Annotated in this window: 14 protein-coding genes; 12 read left to right on the forward strand and 2 right to left on the reverse strand. The window is 44.6% G+C overall.

Features of this window, described 5'->3' with window-relative positions; genetic code table 11:
• Positions 1–111 precede the first annotated feature (111 nt).
• From alr to NYE25_RS26645, 6 genes are all read left to right on the forward strand, one after another.
• The gene (gene alr, locus NYE25_RS26620; protein WP_076284028.1) at positions 112–1293 is read left to right on the forward strand and encodes an alanine racemase; all 1182 of its coding nucleotides are present in this window, start codon (positions 112–114) and stop codon (positions 1291–1293) included.
• Positions 1294–1507: 214 nt separating this feature from the next.
• A complete protein-coding gene (locus NYE25_RS26625; protein ID WP_025698676.1) occupies positions 1508–1789 on the forward strand; it encodes a CopG family ribbon-helix-helix protein in 282 nt (93 codons plus the stop codon).
• 3 nt (positions 1790–1792) lie between these two features.
• Positions 1793–2143 (forward strand): type II toxin-antitoxin system PemK/MazF family toxin, encoded by a 351-nt coding sequence (locus tag NYE25_RS26630; RefSeq protein ID WP_042124727.1) that lies wholly within the window; start codon positions 1793–1795, stop codon positions 2141–2143.
• Between the two features lie 156 nt (positions 2144–2299).
• A complete protein-coding gene (locus NYE25_RS26635) occupies positions 2300–2908 on the forward strand; it encodes a TetR/AcrR family transcriptional regulator (RefSeq protein WP_052404177.1) in 609 nt (202 codons plus the stop codon).
• A 172-nt stretch (positions 2909–3080) separates the two neighbouring features.
• Entirely contained in the window at positions 3081–4280 is a 1200-nt protein-coding gene (locus NYE25_RS26640; protein WP_076284029.1) for an MFS transporter, read from the forward strand.
• A 118-nt stretch (positions 4281–4398) separates the two neighbouring features.
• On the forward strand, positions 4399–6627 hold the full coding sequence (locus NYE25_RS26645) for a Tex family protein (RefSeq protein WP_341147265.1): 2229 nt from the start codon (positions 4399–4401) through the stop codon (positions 6625–6627).
• 92 nt (positions 6628–6719) lie between these two features.
• Here the strand turns inward: NYE25_RS26645 and NYE25_RS26650 are convergent, their stop codons facing one another.
• Positions 6720–8177, reverse strand: coding sequence for a methyl-accepting chemotaxis protein (locus tag NYE25_RS26650; RefSeq protein WP_341147266.1), 1458 nt, complete (start codon positions 8175–8177; stop codon positions 6720–6722).
• A 435-nt stretch (positions 8178–8612) separates the two neighbouring features.
• The gene (locus NYE25_RS26655; RefSeq protein WP_341147267.1) at positions 8613–9374 is read right to left on the reverse strand and encodes a DeoR/GlpR family DNA-binding transcription regulator; all 762 of its coding nucleotides are present in this window, start codon (positions 9372–9374) and stop codon (positions 8613–8615) included.
• A 209-nt stretch (positions 9375–9583) separates the two neighbouring features.
• On the opposite strand from NYE25_RS26655, the gene NYE25_RS26660 reads away from it, so the two are divergent.
• The 6 genes from NYE25_RS26660 to pbfA are packed head-to-tail and all read left to right on the forward strand — an operon-like array spanning position 9584 to position 16271.
• A complete protein-coding gene (locus NYE25_RS26660) occupies positions 9584–10336 on the forward strand; it encodes an ABC transporter ATP-binding protein (protein WP_042124736.1) in 753 nt (250 codons plus the stop codon).
• Entirely contained in the window at positions 10329–11948 is a 1620-nt protein-coding gene (locus tag NYE25_RS26665; protein ID WP_076284031.1) for an ABC transporter permease subunit, read from the forward strand. Before NYE25_RS26660 ends, NYE25_RS26665 begins: the two co-directional genes overlap by 8 nt.
• Before the next feature lie 47 nt (positions 11949–11995).
• Positions 11996–12997, forward strand: a complete 1002-nt coding sequence (locus NYE25_RS26670; RefSeq protein WP_341147268.1) for an extracellular solute-binding protein — start codon at positions 11996–11998, stop codon at positions 12995–12997.
• 22 nt (positions 12998–13019) lie between these two features.
• Positions 13020–14114: a 2-aminoethylphosphonate--pyruvate transaminase gene (phnW, locus tag NYE25_RS26675; RefSeq protein WP_042185485.1), complete on the forward strand. Its 1095-nt coding sequence runs from the start codon at positions 13020–13022 to the stop codon at positions 14112–14114.
• Entirely contained in the window at positions 14111–14926 is an 816-nt protein-coding gene (gene phnX, locus NYE25_RS26680; protein WP_060621568.1) for a phosphonoacetaldehyde hydrolase, read from the forward strand. The genes phnW and phnX overlap by 4 nt, the downstream gene beginning before the upstream one ends.
• On the forward strand, positions 14916–16271 hold the full coding sequence (pbfA, locus tag NYE25_RS26685; RefSeq protein WP_341147269.1) for a (R)-1-hydroxy-2-aminoethylphosphonate ammonia-lyase: 1356 nt from the start codon (positions 14916–14918) through the stop codon (positions 16269–16271). The genes phnX and pbfA overlap by 11 nt, the downstream gene beginning before the upstream one ends.
• The last annotated feature ends 129 nt before the right edge of the window (positions 16272–16400 follow it).

Below are 16400 nucleotides of genomic sequence, written 5' to 3' on the forward strand. Positions count from 1 at the left end.
AGATAACTGAGCTCACATTGACAGCCACCTTCTGTAGCATTACCATGAGTACTAAGACAATGATCATTACAGCTATGACGTTTTACTACAACGTAAGAAGGTGACTTTGAAGTGCAAGCAAGCTATCGACCGACAGTAGCCGAAATTAATCTGGATGAATTGCGTGCCAATTACGAAGCCTTTCGCCGCTACTTGCCGGCAGAGACAAAGTTTATGGGATGCGTCAAAGGAAATGCGTACGGCCATGGAGCAGTGGAAGTGACACGGGAACTGGAAAGACTCGGAGCAGATTATGTTAGTGTGGCTTTTTTGGATGAAGCATTGGAGCTGCGTCAGGCGGGAATACTGATTCCTATACTGGTGCTTGGCTACACTTCTCCTGAAGGAATAGCCATTGCCTGGGAGAACCATGTAACTGTAACACTGTTCACACCGGAAGTATTAGAGGCTGTTAGACAGCTTCCTATAGATCCGGAACATCGGCTGAAGGTGCATATCAAGATTGATAGCGGGATGGGGCGACTGGGTCTTTTACCAGATGACGCACCCGCATTTATCTCTGAAGTGCAGTCTGTTGCGCAGGCGGAGCTGGAGGGTATGTTTACCCATTTTGCCAAGGCAGACGAACTAGACAAAAGCTATACACTGGAACAGCATCGACGGTTCATGAGCGTGGCGGAAACGCTGCGGGAGCAGAACATTCAGATCCCGATCATACATACGGGCAATAGCGCTACGGCCATTGATTCACCTTATTTATCCAGCAACATGGTGCGGGTAGGCATCAGCTTGTACGGATTTTATCCCTCAACTGAGGTAAACCGTCAGCTGGTAGAACTACATCCGGTAATGACGCTGAAGACGCAGGTTGTATATGTGAAGAGCCTGCCTTCTCATTGGGGCGTCAGCTACGGCACTCGGTACTTCACAGACAGCGAGGAGATTATCGCAACGTTACCTGTGGGGTACGCAGATGGATATTCCCGCATGCTAACTGGCAAAGCGGAGGTGTTAATACGTGGACGCCGCGTTCCTGTCGTCGGAACAATCTGCATGGATCAGTGTATGGTATCACTCAAATCTTTCGCTGAAGAAGCGGAACAAATTAAAGCAGGCGAAGAAGTTGTACTCATCGGCCGTCAAGCTGACGTGATGGTCACGGCAGACGAGTTGGCTCTCCATCTTGGAACGATTCACTACGAGGTAATTTGCATGCTGGCTCATCGGGTGCCGCGCGTTTATATCCGTGAAGGCACACTTCCTAAATTAGTAAATGCTCTGTTACAATCTTAAAGTTCTTGACAGTGATGTTATTCAAGGGAGAAAATAGAAGGAATTGTATCGTTTTAGGAGATATGACTAAAAGCCTATACGAACCGCCATTTCTAGTTTATAATGGGATGCAGCATACTTGATATACTGGCGGCATATATTCCTTGTATAAAATTCCTTGTATATTGCAACACTGGAACACAAGGGCAGAAGGTTTGTGGGGGTGGAAGAGAAGGTGGCCAATTTGCAGAACACCAAAAGAATCATGATCAGCTTGCCCGATCATCTCTTGCAGGAAGTGGACGGAATTGTTCAATTGGAGAATTCCAACCGGAGTGAATTGATTAGGCAGGCCATGAAGCTGTATTTGAGCGAACGGAGGAAACGTTCTATCCGGGAGTCCATGCAGCGCGGCTACATGGAAATGGCTAAGATCAACTTGACCATGGCATGCGAGGCGTTCCTCGCGGAGGAAGATGCAGACAGCACTCTTGGCCGCTTAGTAAGCGGGGTGTAGACATTGATCGTTAAACGTGGCGATGTTTTTTTTGCTGATCTTTCGCCGGTTGTAGGTTCTGAGCAAGGCGGAGTAAGGCCAGTACTGGTAATCCAGAATGATATTGGCAATCGCTTTAGCCCGACGGTAATTGTGGCCGCAATCACGGCCCAAATCCAGAAGGCTAAATTACCTACGCATGTGGAAATTGACGCAGCAGCTCATGGCTTTGACAGAGACTCTGTTATACTGCTGGAGCAGGTTAGGACGATTGACAAACAACGCTTAACTGACAAGATCACCCACCTTGATGATGAGACTATGAAGAAGGTGGATGATTCGCTGCAAATCAGCCTCGGACTGATTGATTTTTAATCACCCAGGGTTATAGATAATCCATGAGATAGGCGCTCGGGTACGAATCCGGGCGTCTTTTGATGTGCATTTTTACGAACTCATGGTAAAAAAGGATTAGGGGTTCACTTTTACAAAATGATCTGATAGTATTAGACCGTACGGTCGGTTTAGGAGGTGCTTAGAATCAGAGGACGTTCAGACGGAGAAGAAACAAAGAAACGAATTGTACTTAAAGCCACACAGCTCTTTGTTCAGAAGGGGTATGCAGCTGTAACCATGAATGAAGTTTGCGTAGCCTCGAATGTTAGTAAGGGCAGCTTATATCATCATTTTCCGAGCAAGGATGAACTTTTTCTATATGTGGTAGAAGAGGATACCGCGCAGTGGTTACAGGCGTGGGAAGATAAGAAGAATGAAATTGTTGGTGTTCAGGAGCGTTTATATGCTTTAGCCGAGCACTATGCAAATGATTTTCAGAATCCGTTGATTCGGGCGCTTGAGGAATTCTCAAGAAGCAGAGTTCATCCGGAGGATATCACTAAGCGGCTTGCTCATTTATATGAGGCTGCCTCGCATGCGTGTCGTGATCTTCTGAAGGAAGGCATGGACACGGGGTATTTTATTAAGGGTGATTTAGAGGATTATGTGATTATTGTAAATGGTATGCTCGAAGGGATCGGAAGAGCTGCTGAATGTTCTATTCCTGAAAAGACTCCGGATGATATCAAAAAATATTACCGGGAATCAGTACGATTGTTATTACAAGGGATATATACGGGATAAGATATAATGGGGCTTGAAAGGAGCTTTACATTCAGGAATCGAGAAGGCTGAAGCTTCTTAAAGGCACCGGAATTGGAAGGACTTTTTTTTTGCTATAATTTAGACCGGATGGTCGGTCTCTACAGGGAAACTATTTGAAGACTTGGCTTTAGAAACTACGGAGGTTAACACAATGTCATTACTACTTAGAAACAGGGGCGCTATGCTACTTGTTATGCTTAATATTTTTCTTGCTTTTACAGGGATCGGACTTGTAGTCCCTATCATGCCTACTTACATGAATGAACTTGGGATCACAGGAAGTACCGTTGGGCTGTTAGTGGCTTCATTCTCCCTTGCCCAATTATTAGTATCGCCATTCGCCGGCAGGTTATCCGACAGAATTGGCCGAAAAAAAGTGATCGTTGCGGGTCTGATCGTGTTTGCTTTTTCAGAGCTGCTCTTTGGTCTGGCGAATGTGTCCTGGCTCTTGTTTGTTTCAAGACTGCTCGGTGGTGTAGGCGCTGCGTTAATTATGCCAGCAGTTATGGCTTATGTAGCGGACACGACCTCTTTTGAAGAGAGAGCGAAAGGCATGGGGCTTATTAACGCAGCCATTACTACCGGATTTATTATCGGTCCAGGGATTGGCGGTTATCTTGCTGAGCTTGGCATGCGGGTACCCTTTTTCTGTGCGGCTGGTGCGGCTGGGATCGCAGCTCTAATCACAGTTTTAATCTTGCCTGAGTCTCTGTCTGTAGAGAAACGGATGGAAGCGAAGCTATCTAAAAATAATCAGGAGAGCTTCTTCACGCAATTGATGCGTTCTTATCGTGAACCTTACTTTTTCGGTTTAATTATTGTATTTGTTATGGCTTTTGGATTGGCTAACTATGAAACGGTGTTCGGATTGTTTGTAGACCATAAATTTGGCTTTACCCCTAAAGATATTGCTTTTGTGATTACCTTTGGCTCAATCGCCGGTGCTGTGGTGCAGGTATCCGCGTTTGGCTGGATTCTGAATAAATTCGGCGAGAATAAGGTAATCTCCACTTGCCTTATAACTGCTGCAATGTTTATTCTGTTGACGCTGTTTGTAAGTGGCTTCTGGGCGATTTGTGCGATTACCTTTGTCGTATTCTTGGCTATGGATATTCTTCGACCAGCGGTAGGCACCCAGTTATCCAAAATGGCGGGGGAAACGCAGCAAGGCTTCGTAGCAGGAATGAACTCTGCTTATACGAGTCTTGGAAATATCGCAGGGCCTATCGTTGCAGGGTATCTTTTTGATCTAAGTATTAACTTTCCATATGTGGCAGCGGCGTTTGTTCTAGCATTATGTTTTATGTTGTCACTTAGTTCTGGAAAAAGGGGAATGGGACAACGCGCGTAAACCACCCAATCTGCCTCCTCTCTAGGCTGGACTTTGGAACAGAGCCGATCTGTGATACTATTTTAGTTATGAGAACAAGAATTGTATAAGCAGATTGTGTACGGGAAGAGGGATACTAATGACGGTAGATAACAGCAATACGGGAGTCATTACGGATGAGGCGGCCGCACAGCGGGAGCAGGAATTGATTACTGTAGCGATTGCCAAGGAATTGAACATTAGCCTGAAGCAGGTGCGTACAACGGTTGGACTGCTGGATGAGGGGAATACGATTCCGTTCATCGCCAGATACCGGAAAGAAATGACGGGTGAGCTGGACGAGAATGCGCTGCGTGATATTGAAGAGCGCCTGGCTTATCTTCGCAATTTGGGCGAACGTAAGAAAGACGTTATCCGCAATATTGAAGAGCAGGGCAAGCTGACCAAGGAACTTCATGAACAAATCACCAATGCGGTCAAGCTGCAGGAAGTGGAGGACTTGTATCGTCCTTTCCGTCAGAAGCGTAAGACTCGTGCTAGTGTTGCGAAGGAAAAAGGCTTAGAGCCGCTTGCAAACTGGATGATGGAGCAGCAAAGACAAGGTGACCCACAAACTGAGGCTACGAAATATATAGATGCTGAAAAAGGAGTGGAGACCGCAGATCAAGCGCTTCAAGGTGCACTGGATATCATCGCCGAGAACATTGCAGATGATCCTGCGATCCGCTCTTGGGTTCGGCAATATACGGCAAGTCAGGGTATCCTTGTGTCTGAAGCTAAGGATGCAGAGCAGGAATCCGTATACGAGAACTACTATAGCTACCGTGAGCCTGTACACAAAATGCCACCTCACCGAATTCTCGCCATTAATCGCGGTGAGCGGGAGAATATACTGAAGGTAGGCATTGAGGTTGTCACTGACAAAATTCATGCTTACATTGCGCGGAAAATCATTAAAGGCCCATCCCCAGTGAAGGAACTGCTGGAGGCAGTGACTGAGGATGCCTACAAACGTCTGATTGCTCCTTCTGTGGAGCGTGAGGTTCGTGGGGAGATGACCGAGCGGGGCGAGAATCAAGCGATCTCGATCTTCTCTGGTAATCTACGCAGCTTGCTGCTGCAGCCGCCCGTTAAGGGACGCTGTGTGCTGGGTGTTGACCCTGCCTACCGTACCGGCTGTAAGCTGGCCGTCGTAGACGATACTGGTAAGCTGCTTGAAGTAGCCGTGACCTATCCTACGCCGCCGAACAACAAGAAAATTGAAGCTGCTGCTAAGTTTAAAGAACTAATCGCTAAATATGGCATTCAGCTCATTGTGATCGGAAATGGGACAGGCTCTCGTGAGACCGAGCAATTTACGGCAGAAGTGATCGCCGAAATTGGCGATCCAGAGCTGGCTTACCTGATCGTTAATGAGGCTGGTGCGAGTGTCTATTCTGCTTCCAAGCTGGCGCAGGAGGAGTTCCCGGATCTGGATGTAGCAGAGCGTAGTGCAGCTTCTATCGCCCGCCGTGTGCAGGACCCGCTGGCGGAGCTGGTGAAGATCGATCCGAAAGCCATCGGCGTCGGGCAGTATCAGCATGACGTCTCCCAGAAGCATCTGGAAGAGAGTCTTAAGGCTGTCGTAGAATCGGCGGTTAACCATGTGGGCGTGGATGTAAATACGGCATCTCCTGCCTTGCTCTCTTATGTGGCTGGCGTTAACGGTACGATTGCTAAAAATATCGTTAAATATCGTGAAGAGAACGGTAAGTTTACGGCTCGGAAGCAGCTGCAAAAGGTCCCTCGTCTGGGTGCGAAGTCCTATGAGCAATGTATCGGCTTCCTGCGGATTCCAGGTGGAGACAACACCTTGGATCGCACACCCATTCACCCCGAGTCATATCCGGTGGTGGATCGCTTGTTCCGCGAGCTAAGCCTAGATGTAAATAAGCTTGGCAGCAAAGAAGTGGCTTCACAGCTGGAGGCACAAAATGCCGAGGAGCTGGCTGTGAAGCTGGATGTCGGCGTGCCTACGCTTCGCGACATCCTGGAGAGCTTGCAGCGTCCGGGCCGCGATCCGCGCGAGGAGCTGCCGTTGCCGATCTTCCGCACCGACGTGCTGAAGATCGAGGATCTGGTTCCTGGCATGGAAATGCAGGGAACCGTCCGCAACGTGATCGATTTCGGCGCATTCGTCGATATCGGGATCAAGAACGATGGGCTGGTGCATATATCCCAGCTCAGCGGCAGCTTTGTGAAGCACCCGATGGATGTTGTCTCCGTAGGAGATAATGTCACCGTCTGGGTGATGGGTGTTGACCTGAAGAAGGGCCGGGTCAGCCTGACCATGCGTCCGCCGCGTGTTGAGGCAGGAAGTCTTAGCTAAAGTGAACTAAATGAACAAATAAAGCCATCTACTTCGTGAGGAGTAGATGGCTTTTTCTTTTGACTGAATGGTATTGAAACAAACAGCTGTATCTATGAAGATCTCGTTAAATTGTCTAACTTAATAGCTAACTCATTCAGATTGCTGATGCTGATCACCGTTTCAGAAATATGTTGTTGCTGGACCTCAGCGCTAGCGAGGACTTGTTCAATAGCTGCGGTATTCTCTTCGGTAATTGCAGCCACTGAATTAACTTCGCCCAGTACAAGGGTGGATGCGTGCCGGATGTGATCGTTCCTATCCTTCAGGTCTTCTGCTTGTTCAAGCACCTGGTGTGTATTATTCCGAATGCCCTTGAACAATCGAGCAATATCATCAGCGGAATTTCTTCCTGATTCTACAACTAGCAACCCGTTAGAAACCATATCGCCAACCTGAGCAATATTATTTTGAATGCTTCTGAGAATCTGAGTAATGTCTGCGGATGCATTGTTGGAGCTCTGTGCTAATTTTCGGATTTCATTGGATACGACTGCGAAGCCTTTGCCATGTTCTCCAGCGTGTGCGGCTTCAATAGATGCATTCAAGGACAAAAGATTCGTCTGCTCAGCAATTCCTACGATGCTGGAAACAATCGATTCAATCTTCTGATTCTCTTCATTCATTTGTGTCATCAAGCTAGCAGTACTCATTACGATATCCGTAACTTCAGACATAGTTCCAGTTAAGCGAATGATTTCATCTTGTCCCTCTTGCGTAATTTGATCCGTTTCACGGCTTCTTTTGCTCATGGAGACGGAGGCAGCATTTGCCTGCATAGCTGATTCGTTTAACTGCTGCATAGCATTTGAGATATCGCTAACACTCTGTGCTTGTGATTCTACTCCACTAGCTATCTCTTGGAAGGCGGTTACGACTTCTTTGGAAATTCGATCTGTTGTCAGTACGTTGTTATGTATTAGGTTACTAGATTGACTCAGAACTCCTACGGATTCAGTAACACCTGTAAGGATGGTCTCCATTTCTGCTCTAGCTCGTTCAGCTTCGCTGTTGCTTTTAGACATGTTTCTGAACATTTTCGTACCAATCTGACTCTGATAGATCAGAACCAATATCATGACGATGAGAAGTGTATTAATTCTTAATACATCTACTGAAGCGTAAATTGGTTTCGTCATCAGGAAATAGTTGAGTAAGATCCAAGAAATTACACCATTAAGGAGTAACGGACGATAGTTGTGATAGAGGGATACGATGCCTAGTCCCCAATATAGAATAAATGTGCTTATAATGCTAGTTCCTGCATCGATATAGAAGTATGTAATGATATTAAAGCCAATAGCTGTTATGTACATAATATAGGGTGTAGCCACACGTTTCCAAATTAGTACCGTACACAACAAGCCTAGAGGTACCGCCGCTGTCATGATTGCAATTATTGTTTGTGGAAATCTGTACAGCGAAAGCGAGCCTAACAGCAAACAGCCCCAAAATAAGAAAATAATTAATTTGTTGCGCCGGTGTAACTCTGACATTTGATTCAAAGCCATATTCTCACTCCATAATGTAATAGTGTACTTCTGATTTTTTAGTTTAAGAGATTCCTGAAATGCTGTCTATGATGTTAAGTTCGGGGATGTTCGGAAAAATAATGTTTGGGAGAGTAATTAGGGAAAAACTCCCTGAAAAAAGCTGATATTTGCATAAAATCAATGGAATTAGGGAATTCCTCCCTGAAAATTAGGCAAATATCTACTTTTACCAATGAATCACCTAAATTATAGGGAGGTTTTCCCTAATTAGTAGTCTGATGCGTATAAATCTCTGATATATAGGGAGAAATTCCCTAATTATCATCAAGGCATCAGGTAAGTGTCTATGATTCTAAAAAACACAAAAATCCCCTAGGTAAAATGGAGTTACCACCACCATTTTAAATCCAAGGAGAGGCTTTTTTTGTGTTTTTAGATGGATGATGAAAGTCTTTATTCCGCAATAATCAAGCTCGTGCGTTTGGTTTTAAATTTCTGCTGGAAGCTTCGATCTATATTACGGTCGGTAATAATGTACCCAATTTTATCGAGTGAGGCGATGCCGATGGTCACATCTTTCCCGAATTTAGTATGATCAGCGGCAACATAAACTTCTTTGGAGAGATCGATAATTTTTTTGCGCGTTTGCGCTTCCTCCAGATTATAGTCGGAAATGCCTTTTTCAAGGGTAATGCCGCTTGCGCAAATAAAAGCCTTAAGGATATTTAATTCACTGAAATTAAATAGATAATCATATGCAATGACAGACTGTTCATTTAGTCGGACCTTTCCGCCAATGATAATAAGCTCAACCGCACTGTTCATCAGCTCGTTTACCACAGGAATGGAGTTCGTAATGACCGTGAGATTCTTTTTATTCTTGATATATTTGGCGATCTGATAGGTGGTAGAGCCGCTGTCCAGATAGATGCAATCCCCATCGTTGATATATTCGCTGCACTTTTGGGCGATCATTTTCTTTTCCTCTAAGTGACCGACCATCCGCGCATCCATTGGAGATTCAGCAAACTCCGATTCCACCAGTTTAATTCCACCATAAATCTTCTTGATCTTCCCTTGCTTGTCCAGCAGTTTGATATCTCTGCGAAGGGTATCGATAGAAATATTAAGCTCTTCTGCTAGCTCCGGCAGCTTCTGAACCTTTTTGAACATTAAGATTTCTATGATTTTCTTTTGTCTTTCCAGTGGAAACATGTAATCACCCATTCAAAGTTTATATCGCTTTCGATAGTTGAAGTATAAAGGGATTAATATAGGGTAGCAACTACTCCTTTCTAAGTTAGTCATGATATACTTATAATATACTCACAACTTATTTATAATTTACATACATTTTACGTAACTGTTTATCCTCAAAAACAAAACCTTTTTATACTGAGGTTGTACTTGAGGAGGTGGAACCTTTGCTTAAATTACAAAACATAAGCAAGCATTACGATAACAAGGTTGTTCTAGAGGATATTAGTCTAGACATCCAAGCAGGGGAAATTGTCTCCTTACTCGGCCCCAGCGGGAGTGGCAAAACCACCTTGCTAAACATTATCTTGGGATTGGCTAAGATGGAGCAGGGGCAAATCATTTTTAATGATCAAGATTTAAGCAATGTACCCATGAAGAAACGCGGATTTAATATAGTGTTCCAGGATTATGCGCTCTTCCCCAACCTTAATGCTTACGAAAATATCGTTTATGGTCTGAAAAATAAAAAGGGATTAACGTCGGAGCATGAGGTTCAGGAGTATATCGAGTTTCTGGAATTAAAGCCGCATTTAACGAAGAAGATCGGCGCTCTATCGGGTGGGCAAAAGCAAAGGGTGGCTTTGGCAAGAACGCTCGTAATGAAGCCCAAATTATTACTGCTCGATGAACCTCTAAGCGCACTGGATGGAATCATCAAGGAATCTATTAAAGCTCGGATTAAATCCATCGCCAGAGAATATAAGCTTACGACGATTATCGTCACCCATGACCCTGAAGAGGCGTTAACCCTGTCGGATAAAATTCTCATCATTAATCAAGGTCATATTGCCCAATTCGGAACGCCTCAAGAGATCATTCAACAACCTAGCAATGATTTTGTAAAAGAATTTATTCTGGGGCAACTGCAAGTGAAACGGGAAAATATCTATAACCTCTTCGGTGAACATTATGCCTAAAGCTAAACCGGAAATGCGGATCATTTTTATCCCAATCGTATTGTTATTTATCGTTTTCCTGATCTTGCCACTGGCAGTTTTATTTATCCGCTCGTTTGAAACAGGCCAAGGTTATTCGGTATCCAATTATCTCACCATTCTGGCAGATCAAGAGATTCGAGAGTCCATCGGAAATAGTATGAAGGTCTCCGGTGTTACGGCACTCATCACGACGGTTCTAGCTTTTATCCTAGCCTATTCTATCCACTGTACAAGAATCTATCGCCCGTTAAAAAGCATCATTAGAACTGGAATTCTGATTCCTATGCTGCTGCCTACAATTACTTACGGGTTTGCGATAATGTACTCTTTTGGCAACCAGGGACTGATTACTAAAATCTTTGGACGGAATTTATTCGAGATTTATGGATTTAATGGTCTGTTGATAGGCTACGTAATTTATACCTTACCTTCTGCTTTCCTGCTGATTCATAATTCGTTCAAGTACATTGATAAAAAGTTCATCGTCGTATCCAAGCTTATGGGGGATGGGACGCTGCGAAGCTTCATGAACACGATCGTTCGGCCTTTGTGGGGCACTTTGGGAGGGGCGTTTGTTCTTTCTTTTATCCTAAGCTTCACGGATTTTGGGATCCCTGCATCGGTGGGGGGGACGTATAACGTGGTTGCTACTCAGCTGTATCAGGTCATGCTTGGGGCTATACCGGATTTCAACAATGGGGCAGTTATTGCTGTACTGATGTTAATACCGGCGGCGTTCGGGGTTGTGCTGTTAACGTATCTTGAAAAATTCAATTTCCATTATGACAAGGTGACTGAAATCGAGATGATCCCGAATAAAGGCAGAGATTCGGTTCTTGGACTAATCTCATCCGTGATTCTAATCGGGCTACTGGCTGTATTTGCAGTCATGTTCGTTGCACCACTGATGAATGGCTATCCTTATGATCTTACGTTTACATTCAAGCATTTTGTGGATGTTTTTCAATCAAGTGATTTAATCAATGTATATAAAAATTCCTTGCTCGTAGCAGGACTGACGGCAATCGTAGGTACGATCGTAGCTTATGCTGCGGCTATCATCAATGTGCGAACGCCTATAAAAGGGAAAGCGACCTTTGACATCCTATCGATGGTGACGAACACGGTACCGGGTATGGTCCTTGGTCTGTCGTATCTACTTCTGTTCAATAACAGCAGTCTCAAAGGAACCTTTACGATTCTTGTGCTCTGCACCCTTGTTCATTACTTTACGACTCCTTATTTGATGGCAAAGAACTCTCTGGCGAAAATGAATCCATCGTGGGAAACCACTGCTGAGTTATTAGGTGACAGCTGGCTGCAGACGATCCGCCGGGTCATTCTACCAAACTCTGCATCCACGGTGATCGAGATGGTCAGCTACTATTTTATCAATGCGATGGTGACCATTAGCGGAATTATCTTTCTAGTGACTGCCCAAACCTCGGTAGTTGCCAGCAAAATAAAAGAGCTGCAGCATTTCGCCAAATTTAATGAGGTGTTTGTCCTATCGATCCTGATCTTTTGCACCAACCTTATCATTAAGCTCCTAGGTGACTATCTCCAGAAACGGCAATCAAACTCTCGTTAGTTAACGATTTTAAATATAAAAAAACCAGTTAAAGTGAGGGAGAAATTATGTCTAAGAGAATTAAGGGATTCAAAGGAATTATGTTGTCTATCGTGGCTTTGAGTTTGGTGTTCACATTAGCAGGTTGTGGAAATAAAGCAGCGGGTGATGCTAGTAAAGTAGTGATTTTGACCAATGCGGATGAAGAAGCTGTAGCCTCTATGGAGACTGCGCTAAAAGGTGCGGGGTACGAAGGGCAATATCTCTTTCAATCCTTGGGCACTTCTGAGCTGGGTGGAAAGCTGATGGCAGAGGGAGACAAAATTGAGGCTAACCTGATCACGATGAGCTCTTATTTTGTAGAAAGTGCGCAAGAGAAACATGGCATGTTTAAAGATCTATCGTTTACGACTAACGCGCTAGATTCCTATCCAGCGTACTATACGCCGATTTTGGCGAATACCGGTGCTATTTTTGTAAACACAGAGGTGCTTAAAGATAAGGGCTTGGCGATGCCAACGTCCATTAAGGATTTAACAAAACCAGAATTTAAAGGCTTGGTATCTGTTCCGAACATTATGGACTCTTCGACAGGCTGGTTGTTGGTTCAGGCGATTATTTCGCAATACGGGGAAGAAGAAGGTAAAACGGTTCTGCATGATTTAGTTGCTAATGTAGGCCCACATCTGGAAAGCTCCGGTTCCGGTCCGATTAAAAAGGTAAAAGCAGGAGAAGTGGCTGCAGGCTTTGGACTTCGTCATCAGGCAGTATTAGCTAAAGAAGAAGGCGCACCGATTGACTATGTAGATCCAACGGAAGGTAACTTCTCGCTTACAGAATCCGTAGCCGTGGTGAAAAAAGACGATGCAACAACAGAGCTGGCTATGAAAATGGCAGAAACGATTATTAAAGATGCTAGAAAAGACTTAATTACAAATTACCCAGTGGCTCTGTATAAAGATGAAACGGTTAGTGATATCCATAAGCCTGCACACAGTATGAAATTTGTTAAGCCGTTGACTGTGGAACTGCTGGAGCAACATCAACAATTCTTTAAAGAAAATAAATAAGATTAGAAGGAGTGTTAGGGCCATGAACAACTATAAACTGCTGACACCCGGTCCATTGACAACTACTAACACGGTCAAAGAGCAAATGCTCTTTGACCGTTGTACTTGGGACCAGGACTATAAGAACATTACACAACAAATCAGATCCAGACTTCTGGATTTGGCAAGGGCAACGAACGATGAATATACGGCAGTTCTCATGCAGGGTAGTGGTACGTTTGCAGTGGAATCTGTGCTGACGACGGCGATTTCAGCGGATGATAAGCTTTTGATTATTACAAACGGTGCCTACGGAGAACGTATTGTGCAAATGGCGCAATATATCGGACTCCATTATCGTGTGTATAGTGCCCTATATAATGAATTCCCCCAAGAGGCAGAGCTTAGAGGGATTCTTAAAGAGGATCCAGCCATTACGCACATTGCGATGGTGCATTGCGAGACGACGACAGGGATTCTTAACCCGCTTGAGATGATCTCACAACTGGCAAAAGCCTACGATAAAACATTAATTATCGACGCGATGAGCAGCTTCGGTGGAATAGAGATTGATGTACCTGGGCTTGAAATTGACTATTTAATCAGCAGCGCCAATAAATGTATTCAGGGTGTTCCGGGATTTGGGTTTGTCATTGCAAAGCTGGATAAGCTGCTCACATGTAAAGGGAATGCACGTAGTCTATCACTTGATCTATACGATCAATGGAAGGCGATGGACGCGGATGGGAAATGGCGCTATACGTCTCCGACCCATGTAGTCGCTGCATTTTCGAAAGCGATTGAAGAACTGATCGAAGAAGGCGGCATTCCTGCAAGGGCAGCAAGATACCAGAATAATAACCGCATACTGAGAGAAAGACTTGCGAGAATAGGAATAGAGGCGTATATCACAGACGATAAGCAGTCTCCTATTATAACCACCTTTCTTTTTCCGAACGAGACATTCAGCTTTGAAGATTTCTATGAATATGTGAAAGAAAAAGGCTACGTCCTCTACCCAGGCAAATTAACGGAGCACGACACCTTCAGGATTGGGAATATTGGTGAGATTTACGAAGAAGATATTCAGAACTTATGTAATATTATCGAAGCATACATGGGAGGAATGACACAATGAATCAAGTCGAAGGCGTAATTCTGGACTGGGCAGGAACAGCGGTAGATTTTGGCTGCTTTGCACCGGTGAATGTTTTCCTTGATATTTTTCGGGAGGCTGGGATTGAAGTTACGATGCAGGAAGCTAGAGCCCCTATGGGGATGCTGAAAATAGATCATATCCGCGCGATGTTATCCATGCCAAGAGTAGGTGCCTTGTGGGAAGAAAAGTATGGCAGAGCTTTTACTGAACAGGATGTAGAGAACCTGTATGCTGAATTCGAACCGGCTCTGATGGCATCCTTATCCGAATATACTGATCCGATTCCGCAGGTTATTGAGACCGTCCAAGTGCTCAGAAGCCAAGGACTAAAGATTGGTTCAACCACTGGATATACAGAGTCCATGATGGATGTTGTAATTCCGAATGCCGCTGGGAAGGGCTATCAACCGGATTATGTAATCACGCCAGATGGAACGCATTCACTGGGAAGACCTTACCCGTATATGATTTATCATAATATGGAAGCTTTAAAGCTATCGGCAGCATGGAAGGTTGTTAAGGTAGGCGATACGATTTCAGACATTCAAGAAGGTGTTAATGCAGGCGTCTGGTCCGTAGGTGTAATCATTGGAAGCTCTGAAATGGGCTTAAGCCAGGAGGAATTTAATGCACTTTCAGACGTGGAGAAGGAAACGGTGATCTCAGCGACACAGACCTCTTTTATTCAAAACGGGGCAGACTTTACGATTCAATCGATGAGTGAGCTGCCACAGCTGATTGGGCGAATCAATGTACTGATTTCTCAAGGAATCAGACCTTATGCGAGATAATCATGAGCTGAAAAGAGAAGGTGACATCAACTTTAGCCCCTTGCGGACAGAGTGGATGACCCAGTTAAGCGCTGTGAGTATAGATAGGATCGAAGCGGATGAGCGTGCATATATGCGACAATCCATGTCAACGCCGTGCTTGAACAGTATCGTAGATGCTGAGGGATGTTATATCACAGATGTGAATGGACGCAAATATCTTGATTTTCATGGAAATAGCATTCATCAGATTGGCTATAAGAATCCTTACGTAACTGAAGCTGTGAAAAAACAGCTCGACGAGCTACCGTTCATTCCAAGAAGATTTACGGCAGATATTGCGGTGAAAGCTGCAGAAGCTTTAATCAACAAAACGACCTCAAAGGACTATAAAGTATTATTTACGCCTTCCGGAAGTGCAGCTGTAGGCCTGGCCCTTAAGATTGCTCGCAAATGGACGGGGAAGCATAAGGTCATCTCCATGTGGGAGTCCTTCCATGGCGCGGGGCTGGACACAATCGCTGTCGGAGGAGAATACGTGTTTAAAAAGGACATGGGCCCGCAAATGCCAGGAATGCTGAAAGCCATTCCTTTTAACGCATACCGTAACCTGCTGGGAAGTCATTCCCATGAAGCAGTGGCTACCTTCTACCTCGACTATCTGGAATATATGATTCAGCATGAGGGAGAGATCGGGGCGATCTTACTTGAGCCTATTCGGGCGACGGATACGCATATCCCGCCTATCTCTTATTTCACAAGATTAAGAAAAATATGTGATGAATATGGGATTCTGCTGATTTTTGATGAGATTCCTACAGCGCTGATGCGAAGCGGTAGGTTCTACGTCCATCAGAATTTCGATATCGAACCGGATATCCTCGTGCTCGGAAAAGGGTTAGGTGGAGGGGTGATCCCGCAAGCAGCGGTGCTTACCAGAACGCTATATGATTGTGCGGGGGATATTTCTTTGGGGCACTATACCCATGAAAAACCGGCGTTAGGAAGTGCAGCGATCTGTGCCACCATCGATTATATCGATGACTTAAATCTGCAGGAACAATGTATCAGCAGGTCTGAATTTGTAAGAGAAAAGCTTGAGACTCTGTCGGCTAAACATCTTTGCATAGGAGATGTCCGTATTGCTGGACTACTGATTTCTATTGAACTTGTGAAGTCCATAGGGACTAGAGAGAAGAATGAGGAATTAGCTGAGCGAGTACTGTATTATTGCTTGGAGAAGGGTCTTTCTTTTAAATTGGCAGGAGGGAACTGCATCACCTGGCATCCTCCGCTTATTGTATCTGAAGAGCAATTAACTTTTGCTGTTAATCTTCTGGATGAAGGATTGTGTAAATATAGTTGAGAGATAGGCAAGCTTCAAAACAGGTTTCTTCCGCTCTGTACATGGGGGGGAGAAACCTTTTTTGTCGTTTAAGGAGTGAAGGACCTGCTCTCTTTGGGTAAGTTTAGAGTAACAGTTGAGCCAATAGAT

The organism is Paenibacillus sp. FSL E2-8871 (genome assembly GCF_038000345.1).
Taxonomy (GTDB): Bacteria; Bacillota; Bacilli; order Paenibacillales; family Paenibacillaceae; genus Paenibacillus_AQ.